Source organism: Rhodoplanes tepidamans (assembly GCF_030813915.1).
Lineage (GTDB): Bacteria > Pseudomonadota > Alphaproteobacteria > Rhizobiales > Xanthobacteraceae > Rhodoplanes > Rhodoplanes tepidamans.
On record NZ_JAUSUJ010000002.1, the window covers coordinates 175,836 to 189,111 of the forward strand.

4 protein-coding genes are annotated in these 13,276 nt (G+C 71.6%); 3 read left to right on the plus strand and 1 reads right to left on the minus strand.

Annotated elements, in window-relative coordinates; translation table 11 throughout:
• Positions 1–289 precede the first annotated feature (289 nt).
• Positions 290–9,103 carry a beta strand repeat-containing protein gene (locus tag J2S22_RS03500; RefSeq protein WP_272775825.1) on the plus strand — a complete coding sequence of 2,938 codons (8,814 nt, stop codon included), beginning with the start codon at positions 290–292 and terminating at the stop codon, positions 9,101–9,103.
• 168 nt (positions 9,104–9,271) lie between these two features.
• Positions 9,272–11,296 carry an O-linked N-acetylglucosamine transferase, SPINDLY family protein gene (locus J2S22_RS03505; RefSeq protein ID WP_272775824.1) on the plus strand — a complete coding sequence of 675 codons (2,025 nt, stop codon included), beginning with the start codon at positions 9,272–9,274 and terminating at the stop codon, positions 11,294–11,296.
• A 51-nt stretch (positions 11,297–11,347) separates the two neighbouring features.
• Here the strand turns inward: J2S22_RS03505 and J2S22_RS03510 are convergent, their stop codons facing one another.
• On the minus strand, positions 11,348–11,764 hold the full coding sequence (locus tag J2S22_RS03510; RefSeq protein ID WP_272775823.1) for a HutP family protein: 417 nt from the start codon (positions 11,762–11,764) through the stop codon (positions 11,348–11,350).
• 477 nt (positions 11,765–12,241) lie between these two features.
• Here J2S22_RS03510 and mdcB point away from each other — a divergent pair, with 477 nt between their 5' ends.
• Positions 12,242–13,216 carry a triphosphoribosyl-dephospho-CoA synthase MdcB gene (gene mdcB, locus J2S22_RS03515; protein ID WP_272775822.1) on the plus strand — a complete coding sequence of 325 codons (975 nt, stop codon included), beginning with the start codon at positions 12,242–12,244 and terminating at the stop codon, positions 13,214–13,216.
• The last annotated feature ends 60 nt before the right edge of the window (positions 13,217–13,276 follow it).

Here is a 13,276-nt window from a genome sequence, read left to right on the forward strand (position 1 = left end):
GGCCGCCCCTCGGGCGTTATAGGCCCGCGCCGGTGCCGGGCCAATCGTTCTGCGCCGCCGGCCGGCCCGGCCAGGGTCGGACGGCGGGGGACCCGACGCCGCGGCGGTCCGGGCGAGCGTCTCCGGGAGGCATGTTTTTCCTCCCAAGTCACAGAAATTACTTGTAAATCGGCAAAATTTGCCGATCCGGAGCGGCCGCGTCGCCCGTATAAGCCCAAGGGCAGACCTGGATCTTCGGTCAGGCGCGTCACGCGCCGGTCGGCCCTCCGCAGCGTCGTGGTGAGGGCAGGTGAGCACGATTTCGTCCGTCTCGGGATACTCGTCCTACACGGTCACGCAGATCGCGAGCATGACCGAGTCCGAGGTCGAGTCGCTGACCGATGCCGACATCGACGGCCTGAGCGCGACCCAGATCGCCGCCTTCACGACCACCGAGATCACCTGGCTGAGCGAGACCCAGCTGGCCGGGCTCTCGACCACCCAGATGAAGGCGCTGACCACCTCGCAGATCACGGCGCTCGAGCCCGACCAGCTCTCCTTCTCGGTCACCCAGCTCGCGGTGCTGAGCGCCGCCCAGGTCCAGGCCTTCGACGACGAGGACGTCGCCGCGCTGACGACCACCCAGGTCGCCGGCCTGACCACCACCCAGATCGCCGCCCTCACCCTCGACCAGTTCGAGGACATGACCGAGGCGCAGATCGCCGCGCTGACCACCAAGCAGGTGGCGGCGCTGACCACCACGCTGATCGCCTCGCTCACCGGCACCCAGCTCGCCTCGCTGAGCGCCACCCAGCTCGACGCGCTGACCAAGACCCAGCTCGCCGTCCTCTCCACGACCCAGATCGAGGAGCTGACGACGGCCCAGCTCTCGAAGCTGACCTCGACCGACATCTCCTGTCTCAAGACCACCCAGCTCGACGCGCTGACCACCGAGCAGCTCGCCAGCCTCTCGGCCACCCAGATCAAGGGCCTGACCTCGACCCAGGTCGCCTCGCTCGACCTCACCCAGATCGCCGCCCTGTCGGCGACCCAGGTCGCCGCCCTCACCTCGTCCGCCGTCAAAGGCTTCGACTCGACCCAGCTGGAGGCGCTCGACGCCACCCAGCTCGCCGGCCTGACGGCGGTCCAGCTCGCCGCCCTCACCACCACGGCACTCGACGGGCTGAGCCCGGACCAGCTCGCCGCCCTGACCACGACCCAGATCAAGGGCCTCTCCGCCACCGGCCTCGCCAGCCTGACCACCACCCAGCTGGCGGCGCTCGGCACGACGCAGATCGAGGCGCTTACGGCGTCGCAGGTGAAGGGCCTCACGGTCGACCAGCTCGCGGCGCTGAGCGACGAGCAGTTCGCGGCGCTGACCTCGACCCAGATCGCCGGCCTCACCCGCACCCAGATCGCCTCGCTGTCGACCGACCAGATCGCCGCCCTGACCACCACGCAGCTCGCCGGCCTGACGGCCGTCGGCACCGCGGCGCTGACCGAGGAGCAGCTCGCGGCGCTGAGCACGACCCAGATCGCGAGCCTGACCGCGACGCAGCTCGGCGGACTGACCTCGACCCAGGCCGCCTCGCTGTCCGAATCCACGCTGGCCCTGCTGACCGCGACCCAGGTGGCGGCGCTTTCGGCCACGGCGATCGCGGCACTGAGCGCCGAGCAGGTGGCCGCGCTCGACAGCACCCAGATCGCCGCGATGACGGCGGCGCAGCTCAACGCCCTGACGGCGACGGCGCTCGGCGCCCTGACCACCACCGAGATCGCGTCGCTGACGTCGACCCAGCTCGCCGGCCTGACCTCGACGGATCTCGGCTCGCTCAGCGTCGAGCAGTTCTCCGCCCTCACCACCACCCAGCTCGCCAGGCTGTCGTCGACCCAGGTGAAGGGGCTCACCGGCGACCAGCTGGAGACGCTGACCGGCGACCGGCTCGCGGCGCTGACGACCACCACGCTGGCCGGGATCACGGCGACCCAGATCGCCTATCTCTCGACCGCGCAGATCGCCGCCCTCACCGCCACCCAGGCGGCGGGCCTGAGCGCCGCCGCCGTCGGCGCGCTGTCGGAGGACCAGATCGCGGCCCTGTCGACCACCGTCCTGGCCGCCCTCACCACGACGCAGATCAAGGCCCTGACCAGCACCGAGGTCTCGGCGCTGACCGAGACCCAGGTCGCGTCGCTGTCAGCGGCCCAGATCGCGATGCTGACCAAGACGGCGATGGCCGGGCTGACCGACACCCAGATCGCTGGCCTGACCGCCACCCAGGTCGCGGCGCTGACCTCGACCCAGCTGTCCGGCCTGACCGCCGACCAGGTCGACGCGCTGACCGCGACCGAGATCGCGCTGCTCAACACCACGCAGCTCCGCGGGCTGACCAGCACGGCGATCGGCGCGCTCACCACGACCCAGTTCGACTGGCTCGTCACCACCCAGCTCGCCGCCCTCACGGGCACCCAGATCAAGGGCCTCACCGGGGACCTGATCGCCGAGCTGACCGGCACGCGGCTCGCGGCGCTGACCCAGACCGAGCTCGCCGGCCTCACCACCACCCAGATCGGGCTGCTGGCGACCGAGCAGATCGCGGCGCTGACCACGACCCAGGTGAAGGGCCTCACCGCGACGGCGATCGCGGCGCTGTCGACCGAGCAGCTGCAGGCGCTCACCGGCACCCAGATGAGCGCCCTCACCGCGACCCAGCTCCGGAGCTTCACCAGCACCGAGATCGCGGCGCTGACCAGCAGCCAGGTCGCCGCGCTCGCCACCACCCAGATCGCCGCCGTCACGGCGACCGCGATGGCCGGGCTGACCGAGGAGCAGATCGCGGCGCTGACCACCAAGCAGCTGCAGTCGCTGACCGCCGCCCAGGTCGCCAAGCTGACCACCACCACGGTCTCGGCGCTGTCGACCGACCAGATCGCCAGCCTGACCACGACCCAGGTCAAGGCGCTGTCGAGCACGACGATCGGCACGCTGGCCGAGACGCAGTTCGCGGCGCTCACCGCGACCCAGCTGGGGGTGCTGAGCACCGCCCAGGTGAAGGGGCTGACCGAGGAGCAGATCGATTCGCTCACCGGCACGCGGCTCGCCGCCCTGACCTCGACCGAGCTGACCGGGCTGACGACGACCCAGATCGACTGGCTGTCGGAGGAGCAGCTCGCGGCGCTGACGACGACGCAGATCCGCGGCCTCACCAGCACCGGCATCGGGGCGCTCGACACCACCCAGATCGCGGCGCTGACCACCACCCAGCTCGCCGCGCTGACCACGACCCAGATCAAGGGCTTCACCGGCACCGGCGTCGCCGCGCTCTCGCTGGAGCAGCTCGCCGCCTTCGCGACGACCCAGATTGCGGCGATCACCGCGACCGGCATCGCCGGCCTCACGCAGACCCAGATCGTCTCGCTGAGCAGCCGGCAGTTCGCGGCGCTCACCTCGGCCGAGATCGCGGCGCTCACGACCACCACGGTGGCGGCGCTCACCGAGACCCAGCTCGCCGCCCTCAGCACCACCCAGATGAGGGGGCTCACCAGCACGGCGATCGGCGCCCTGACGACGACGCAGCTCGCGGTGCTGTCGAGCACCCAGCTCGCCGCGCTCACCACCACCCAGGTGAAGGGGCTCGCGACCGAGCAGATCGTCGCCCTCTCCGAGACGCAGCTCGCCGGCCTGACCTCGACCGAGCTCGGCGCCCTGACGACCACCCAGGTCGCGGCGCTGACCACCACCCAGCTCGCCGCCCTGACCACGACGCAGCTCAGGGGGCTGACCTCGACCGAGGTGGCGGCGCTCTCCTCGACCCAGCTCGCGGCGCTGTCGACCACCCAGATCGCGGCACTGACGTCGACCGCCGTCAAGGGACTGGAGACGGCCGACGCCGCTTCCCTCACCACCACCCAGATCGCGGCGCTGACCACCACCCAGGTCGCCGCGCTGTCGACCACGGCGCTCGCCGCCCTGACCACCGAGGCGATCGCGGCGCTGACCACGACCCAGCTCGCCGCCCTCACCTCCACCCAGCTCGGCAGCCTCGAGGACACCCAGGTCGCGGCGCTGACCACCAGCCAGCTCGCCGCCCTGACCACGACCGCGCTCAAGGGGCTGACCTCGACCGAGGTCGCGGCCCTCGACGACACCCAGCTCGCCGTCCTCTCCAAGGCCCAGATCGCCGCGCTGTCGACCAAGGCGGTGACCGGCCTCAGCACGACCGATCTCGCCTCGCTGAGCGACACCCAGCTCGCCGCCCTGACCTCGACCCAGCTCGGGGCGATGAAGACCACGCAGATCGCGGCGCTGTCCGAGACCCAGATCGCGTCGCTCACCACGACCCAGCTCAAGGGGCTGACCTCGACCGAGATCGGGGCCCTGACCGTCACCCAGGTGGCCGCGCTGACCACGGCGCAGGTCGCCGCGCTGACCACCACGCAGATCAAGGGGCTCGACGCCGACCAGATCGCGGCGCTCACCGCGACCCAGCTCGCCGTGCTGTCGTCGACCCAGCTCGCCGCCTTCGCGACGACCAGCCTGGGCGATCTCGACGCCGACGCCTTCGCGTCGCTCACCACCACGCAGCTCGCGGCCCTGACCTCGACCCAGTTCGCGGCGCTGACCACGGCCCAGATCGGGGCGCTGTCGGCGACCCAGCTCGCCGCGCTGACCACCACCGAGCTGAAGGGCATGACGGCCGAGCAGGTCGCCGTCCTGACGACGACGCAGCTCGCGGCCCTGTCGTCGACCCAGATCGGCGCCCTGTCGTCCGACGCGGTGAGCGGCCTCACCGCGACCGAGATCGCGGCGCTGAGCACGGCCCAGCTCCGCGCCATCACCGAGACCGCCATCGCCGGCCTGCTCGAATCCCAGATGGCGGCGTTCTCGACCACCCAGATCGCCGCCCTGACGACCACCCAGGTGGCGGCGCTGGCGACCACGTCGCTCGACGGGCTCACGGCCGCCCAGGTCGCGGCGCTCGGCACCTCGCAGGTCGCGGTGCTGACCGCGACCCAGGTCGGCAGCCTCGCGTCCACCCAGGTGGCGGCGCTCACCACGGCGCAGATCGAGGCCCTGACGGCGACGACCATCGCGGGCCTCGGGTCGGTCCAGGTCGAGGCGCTGACCGCGACCCAGGTCGCGAGCCTGAGCGCCTCGCAGGTGTCCGCCCTCACGACGACGGCTTTGGCGGGGATGACGGCGACCGGCGTCGCCACCCTGTCCACCACTCAGATCCAGGCGCTCACCAAGACCCAGATCGCCGCGCTCTCCGAGACCCAGGTGACGGCGCTGACCGTGACCCAGATCGCGGCGCTGAAGAGCAGCCAGCTCGCCGGCCTGACGGCGACCGAGGTCGGATATCTCTCCACGACTCAGCTCGCTGCCTTCTCGACCAGCCAGCTCGCCGCGCTCGCGTCCACCCAGATCGCCGGCCTGACCGCCACCCAGGCGAAGGCGCTGACCTCGACGCAGCTCGCCGCGTTCGACGAGACGCAGCTCGCGGCGCTGTCGACCTCGGCGGTCGCGGCGCTGACCACCACGGTGGTGGCGTCGCTCGGCACCGCCCAGGTCGCCGCCCTGACCGCGACCCAGGTCGCCGCCCTGAAGGACACCCAGCTCGCGGCGCTGTCGACGGCCCAGCTCGCCGCCCTCACCACGACCGAGATCAAGGGCCTGACCGCGACCCAGGTCGCGGCGCTGACGACGACCCAGCTCGCCTCGCTGAGCACCACCCAGTTCTCGGCCCTGACCACCACGGCGATCGCCGGCCTGACCACCACCGAGATCGAGTCGCTGTCGGCGACCCAGCTGGCCGCGCTGACGACGACGCAGCTCGCCGGTCTGACCGACACCCAGGTCGAGGCGCTCACCGCCGACCAGTTCGCGCTCCTGACCGCCTCGCAGATCGCCGCGCTCGCGACCGACGGGCTCGACGGGCTGGAGACCGACGACCTCGCCGCGTTCACCACCACCCAGATCGCCGCGCTGACCACCACGCAGGTGGCGTCGCTCGACGAGACCCAGATCGAGGCGCTGACCGGCGAGCAGATCGCCGCGCTGACCACCACCCAGGTGAAGGCGCTGTCGGCGACCCAGATCGCGGCGCTCGACACCACCCAGCTGGCGGCACTGACCACCACCCAGCTGGCGGCGCTCACCACCACGGCCGCGGCCGGCCTGACGACCAGCGAGATCCAGGCCCTCAGCGTCACCCAGCTCGCCAGCCTGACGGCGACCGCGCTCGGCGCGCTGTCGACCACCCAGGTCGCCGCCCTGACGGCGACCCAGCTGGCGGCGCTGACCACCACCCAGCTGCGCGGCCTCACCGCGACCGGGGTCTCGGCCCTGACCACGGCCCAGATCGCGGCGCTGTCGACGGCGCAGCTCTCGGCTCTCACCACCACCCAGGTCGGCGGGCTGACCGACACCCAGCTGGCGGCGCTGACCACGACCCAGCTCGCCGGCCTGACCACCACGCAGGTGGCGGCGCTGTCGACGACCGCGATCGACGGCCTGACCCAGGCCCAGATCGCCGCACTGTCGACCACCCAGGTCGCCGCCCTGACCTCGTCCGAGATCGCCGCCCTCGACGTCACCCAGATCGCCGCCCTGACGGTCGACCAGATCGCGGCGCTCGGCACCACGGCCGTGCAGGGCCTGACCGGCACCCAGATCGCGGCGCTGACGACCACCCAGCTCGCCGTCCTCACCACGACGCAGATCGCGGCACTCACCACGACGGCCGTGCAGGGGCTGACCACCACCGAGATCGCCGCGCTCTCGACCACCCAGCTCGGCGCCCTGACGGCGACCGAGATCGCCAACTTCACCACCACGCAGATCCGCAGCCTCTCCGAGACCCAGATCGCGTCGCTGACGACGACGCAGCTCAAGGGGCTGACCGCGACCGAGCTCGGCGCCCTGACCGTCACCCAGCTCGGCGCGCTGACCACCAGGCAGGTGGCGGGCCTGAGCGTGACGGCGATCGCCGGCCTCACCGAGACCCAGGTGGCGTCGCTGACCACGACGCAGCTCGGCGCCCTGACCACGACCCAGATCGCCGGCCTCTCGACCACCGGCATCCGCGGCCTCACCGCGGACGAGTTCGAGGTGCTGACCACCCGCCAGCTCGCCGCGCTGACCTCGACCCAGGTCGGCGCCCTGACGACGACCCAGCTCGCCTGGCTGACCGAGACGCAGTTCGACCAGCTCGGCACCACGGCGGTCGCCGGGCTCACCTCGACCCAGGTGGCGGCGCTGTCGGCGACCCAGCTCGCCGGGCTCGACACCACGCAGGTCGCCGCCCTGTCGACCTCGGCCATCGCCGGCCTGACCGCGACCGCGCTCGCCGGGCTGACCACCGGCCAGTTCGCCGCCCTCACCGCGACCCAGATCGGCAGCCTGACCACCACCCAGGTGGCGGGCCTGTCGACCAGCCAGGTGGCGGCGCTGACCACGACCCAGCTCGCCGGCCTGACCCGGACCGAGGTCGGGGCCCTGACGGCGGACCAGATCGCCGCGCTCGGCACCAAGCAGATCGCGGCCCTCGGCACCACGGCGATCGCCGGCTTCGACTCGACCCAGGTCGCGAGCCTCTCGACCACCCAGATCGCGGCGCTGACCACCACCCAGATCGCCAACCTGACCACCACGGCCGTGAAGGGGCTGACGACCACCGAGATCGCCGCCTTCACCACCACGCAGCTCACCAGCCTGACGGCGACCCAGATCGGCGCGCTCACCACCGGCCAGGTCGCGGCGCTGACCACGGCCGAGCTCGGTACCCTGACGACGACGCAGCTCGCCGGCCTCACCGACACCGGCGTCGCGGCGCTGAGCACGGCGCAGCTCGCCGCGCTGACGACGACCCAGCTCGCCAGCCTGTCGAAGACCGGCATCGGCGGCCTGACGGCGGAGCAGATCGCGGCGCTGACCACCACCCAGCTCGAGTCGCTGACCACCACCCAGATCGGCGCGCTCTCCACCACGGCGATCACCAGCCTGACGGCGACCGAGCTCGCCGCGCTCACCGACACGCAGTTCAAGAGCCTGACCACCACCCAGGTCTCGGCCCTCACCGCGACCCAGGTCGCCGCCCTGTCCACCACCCAGATCGGCCTCCTGACGGCGACCGAGATGGCCGGCCTCACCTCGACCCAGGTCGGGGCCCTGACCGACACCCAGATCGCGGCGCTGACCACCACCCAGATCGCCAGCCTGTCGACCACCGGCATCGCCGGCCTCACCGCGACCCAGATCGCCGACCTGACGACCACCCAGCTCGGCGCCCTGACCGCGACCGAGGTGGCGTCGCTGACCAGCACGGCCATCGCCGGGCTCACCACGACGCAGTTCGCGGCGCTGACCACGACCCAGTTCTCCGCCATCTCGGCCTCCGGCATCGCCGGGCTCACCACCACCCAGGTCGCCGGCCTGACCACCACCCAGATCGACCAGCTCACCTCGACGGCGATCAGCGGCCTCACCGCCGCGCAGGTGTCGGCGCTCACCACCACCCAGATCGCCGAGCTCTCGGCGAGCGACATCGGCTGGCTGTCCGCCGTGGCGATCACGGGTCTCACCGAGGAGCAGATCGACGCGCTCACCGTGACCCAGATCAGCGGCCTGACCTCCACCCAGATCGGCTCGCTCACCACGACGGCGATCGGCTGGCTCGACACGACCGACATCGAGGCCCTGAGCGTGACCCAGCTCGCCGGCCTGGTGCGCATGCAGCTGCGGGTGCTCTCGGACGAGCAGCTCGCGGCGCTCTCCACCACCCAGATCGCCTCGCTGACCGAGACCCAGGTCGGCTCGCTGACCGTGACGGAGCTCGAGTCGCTGAGCGAGGCGCAGTTCGCGACGCTCACCTCGACCCAGATCGCCGGCATCTCGGCACTGGCCCTCACCAGCCTCGACCAGACGACGGTCTCGCAGCTCTCCGCCGTCCAGCTCAGCGGCCTGACCACGACGACGATGGCGCTGCTCGGCGAGACGTTCTTCGACCAGCTCTCGCTCGAGCAGATCGAGGCGTTCAACGCGACGCAAATTGACGCGCTGACCACGACTCAACTAGCGAGCATGTCCGAGGAGCAGCTCGCCGCCCTGAACGCCGCCCTGACCTGAGAGACCCGATGCCTCCGCTCGCCGGATCCGCCGCCCGCCGGCCCGGTTTCCGACGCGACGGAAACTTCGCCGTCACGGTCCGAAACATCAGGCGTCCGAAATCGGTGATTTGTTTCCGCCCTGTGTCGACGCGCGGCCGGCGCCGCGTCCAGTCCGGAGAGACATGACATGACCGACACGCTCGCCGCCGCTTCCGTCGTTCCCGTGCCCGGCGCGGCCTTCGGGGTGATGGACCTCATCCGGGCGGCCGAGACCCTCAAGCAGACCGGCCAGCATCGGGCCGCCGAGAGCCTCTACGCCGGCTGGATCCAGGACAATCCGGACGACACGCTGCTCTATGCCGTGCTGTTCAACTACTCGGTGCTGCTGACCGAGTCCGGCAATCTGGTCCAGGCCGGCGAGTGCCTGCGCCGGGCGATCTCGCTCAACCCGGACTTCATGCCGGCCTACATCAATTTCGGCCGCATCCACGAGCGTTCCGGCGCGATCGGCGACGCGGTCGGGCAGTGGCTCGCCGTCACCGAGAAGCTCGGCGTGATCACCGGCACCAACGTCTCCTACAAGACGACCGCGCTGAACCAGGCCGCGCGCGCCCTCGAGGCGGTCAATCAGGACGCGGCGGCCGAGGACGTGCTGCGGCAGAGCCTCGACATCGACCCGCACCAGCGCGAGGTGGCGCAGCACTACGTCGCGGCGCGGCAGCGCCAGTGCGAGTGGCCCGTGATCGTGCCGTGGGAGCGGGTCGGCCGCGAGACGCTGGCGCGCGGCATGTCGCCACTGTCGGCGGCCGCCTACACGGACGACCCGATCTTCCATCTCGCCGGCGCCTGGCACTACAACAAGACCGACGTCGGCATGCCCCCGGTGGTGATCGAGGACTGGCCGCGCGCCCGCGCGGCGGAGGGCCCGCTGCGGATCGGCTACGTGTCCTCGGATCTGCGCGAGCACGCGGTCGGCCATCTGATGGCCGAGGTGTTCGGCCTGCACGACCGGTCCAGGGTCGAGGTGTTCGCCTATTACTGCGGCGTGCCGGCCGCCGATCCGCTGCACGAGCACTACAAGGCGACCGCCGACCAGTTCGTCTCGATCAGCCAGATGGACGACGCGAGCGCGGCCCGGCGGATCGCCGACGACGGCATCCAGATTCTGGTCGACGTCAACGGCTACACGCGGGACGCCCGCACCCGCCTGTTCGCGGCCCGGCCGGCACCCGTGATCGTCAACTGGCTCGGCTATCCCGGCACCATGGCGAGCCCGTATCACCACTACATCGTCGCCGACGACTTCGTGATTCCGGAGAGTCACGAGCTCTACTACACGGAGAAGGTGCTGCGGCTGCCCTGCTATCAGCCGAACAACCGCAAGCGCGTGATCGCCGAGAAGACGCCGACGCGGGCCGAGATGGGCCTGCCCGGGGACGGCACGGTGTTCTGCTCGTTCAACGGCACCCACAAGCTGACGCGCTTCACCTTCGACCGCTGGTTGGCCATCCTCGGCGGCGTGCCGGGCAGCGTGCTGTGGCTGCTCAGCGGCAGCGAGGCCGTCCACGAGCGGCTGCGGTCCTACGCCAAGAGCCGCGGCATCGCGCCGGAGCGGCTCGTCTTCGCCGCCAAGATGGCCAATCCCGAGCACATGGCGCGCTACCCGCTCGCCGACCTGTTCCTCGACTCGACGCCCTACGGCGCCCACACGACGGCCTCCGACGCGCTGTGGATGGGCGTGCCGGTGCTGACCTGCGCGGGCCGGTCCTTCGCGTCGCGGGTCTGCGGCAGCCTGATCCGGGCCGCCGGGGTTCCGGAGCTCGTCTGCGAGTCGGCGGAGAGCTTCGTCGCGCAGGGCATCGCGCTCGGCCGCGACCGCGCCCGGCTGGCCGCCCTGCGCGAGCGCATCCTGGCCGGACGCGACACCTGCACGCTGTTCGACACGCCCGGGCTGGTGCGCGGGCTCGAGGATCTCTACGGCCGGATGTGGAACGACTACCGAAACGGAGCGCTGCCGCGGCCGGACCTCCTCAATCTGGACGCCTATTTCGAGGTCGGCGTCGGCGTCGACCACGAGGAGACCGAGGTGCAGACCATCGCCGACTATCACGGCTGGTGGCTGGACAAGCTCGCCCGCCGCGACGCGGTGCGGCCGCTCCCCGACGACGCGCGGCTGATGGCGGTACGCGCGAGCCGCCGCGGCGCCGGCTGAACGGGCCGGTCCGGCCGGCTCCGTCGACGGCGGATCCCGGCCGGACCGCCGTCACAGATGCATGACGCCGAGGCCGATCCGCTCGTGATTGGTGAGCTGGTGCATGGCGGAATCGCCGTAGGCGGCGATCGCCACCCACTTGCCGTCGGAGACGATCGCCACCTTGATCTTCAGGCTCGAGCTGTCGACGACCGCGTTCGTCAGCCCGTGCCACGCCTCCAGCCCGGCGTGGATCACCGCGTGGATGGCGCCGGCCCGCTCCTGGACGGTGTCGGCCTTGAGCGCGGCGCCGATCAGCGAGCGGACGAACACCCGCTCGATGTCGCCCTTGCGGCCGCTGACATAGGTCACGGTCAGCCTGACCCGGTGGTCCGCGGCGACCTGCTCCTTGATCCTGATTTCCTCGTCGTCGCTCGACATGGCCGCGATCATGGCCAGCTTGCCGATGCGGTTGGTGGCGATGTCCATGGAATCACCTCGGGACCGGGGGAACGGGGCGCCGTGTCCCGCGCCGGCGTCGAAGTCGAGAGATACCGCAGTGCCTCCCCACGTTGAAGCGGTCTTCGTTCTGATCATTTCCGCTGTGCGTTTTCGGAGGGGCTCCGCCGAACGTCCTGACAAATCAGGACCATCCCGAGCCCGGCATCCGGGATTCTGCTTGCATGGATGTCGATTGACACGGCCGGCGGGCGAGAACACAGTCGCGCCGCCTGAGACGGTGTGGCCGCCGTCGCCGGGCACGCGAGACGGAAGCGATCGGCCACAAGTCTCCCCGGGCCCCCGCGTCCCTGGACGCGAGAGCCGGTCCGGTTCCCACCGAGTGAACACGCGACCTTCGTGACGGTGCATCTCCAGCAGTGACGTGCCTCGGGCACGCCGCGCTGCGCCTCGTGCCGCGTCCGGCGACGATCTCGTCCGGGCCTGCCACGGCGCAGGAGTGTCGTCGTGGGTTGCTCTCCCGCCTTTTCGGAAACGCCCCTGGTTCCCGCGCTTCTCGATGCCGCCGCCTGGCGCGTCGGGTCGGCGGCGCTGACGGGCCTTCTCCTCGAGGTCTGCTCCCACCCGAAACCCGGGCTGGTGACGCCGCTCTCGATGGGGTCGCACGCGGACATGGACGTCCGCACCTTCATGCTGTCGTCGGCGGCGATCGCGCCGTGCCTGTTCCAGTGCGCGGCGCTGGGCCGCTCGCACCGCGGCGCGCCCGCCGATCTGCTTCCCGCCGTCCGCGCCGTCGGACGCGATCACGACGCCGCGCTGCTCGCCGCGACGAACGGCGTCAACACCCAGCGCGGCGCGCTGTTCTGCGCCGGCCTGCTCGCCGCCGCCGCGGGCTGCCTGAGCCGCGAGACCGACGCGCTGCCGGCCGAGAACGTGCTGAGGACGGTCGGCGAGATCACCGAAGGCCTGTGCGACCGCGAGCTGCGCGGCCGCACTGGCGAGCCGCGTACCGCCGGCGAGATTCTGTTCCGCCGCCACGGCGTGCTCGGCATCCGCGGCGAGGTCGAGGCCGGCTTCCCGAGCGTGCTCGACTGCGGCCTGCCGGCGCTGCGCACCGCGCTCGCCGCCGGCCACGGCCTCAACCGGGCGCTCGTCCACGCGCTCGTCGCGCTGATCGCGGTGGCCGAGGACACCACGGTGATGTGGCGCGGCGGCCCGGAGGCGCTCGCCTTCGTGCGCGCCGAAGCCCGCCACGTGATGGATCTCGGCGGTGCGCTCACGCCGGAGGGCGTCGATGCCGTCCGCCGCTTCGACGCCGCCTGCGTCGCGCGGCGGGTGAGCCCCGGCGGCTCGGCGGATCTGCTGTCCGTCACGGTCGGCGCGCATCTCGTCGAGCACCGCGTCTTTCCCGAGACCGCCACCCGCGGCTTCTGCCTCGACGGCGACCGACACCACCCGAAACCCGATGGAGACCGACGATGAACGTCATCGTTTACACGCTGGCCGCCTACGCGATCACCGCGGTGATCTCGTACGCCGTGA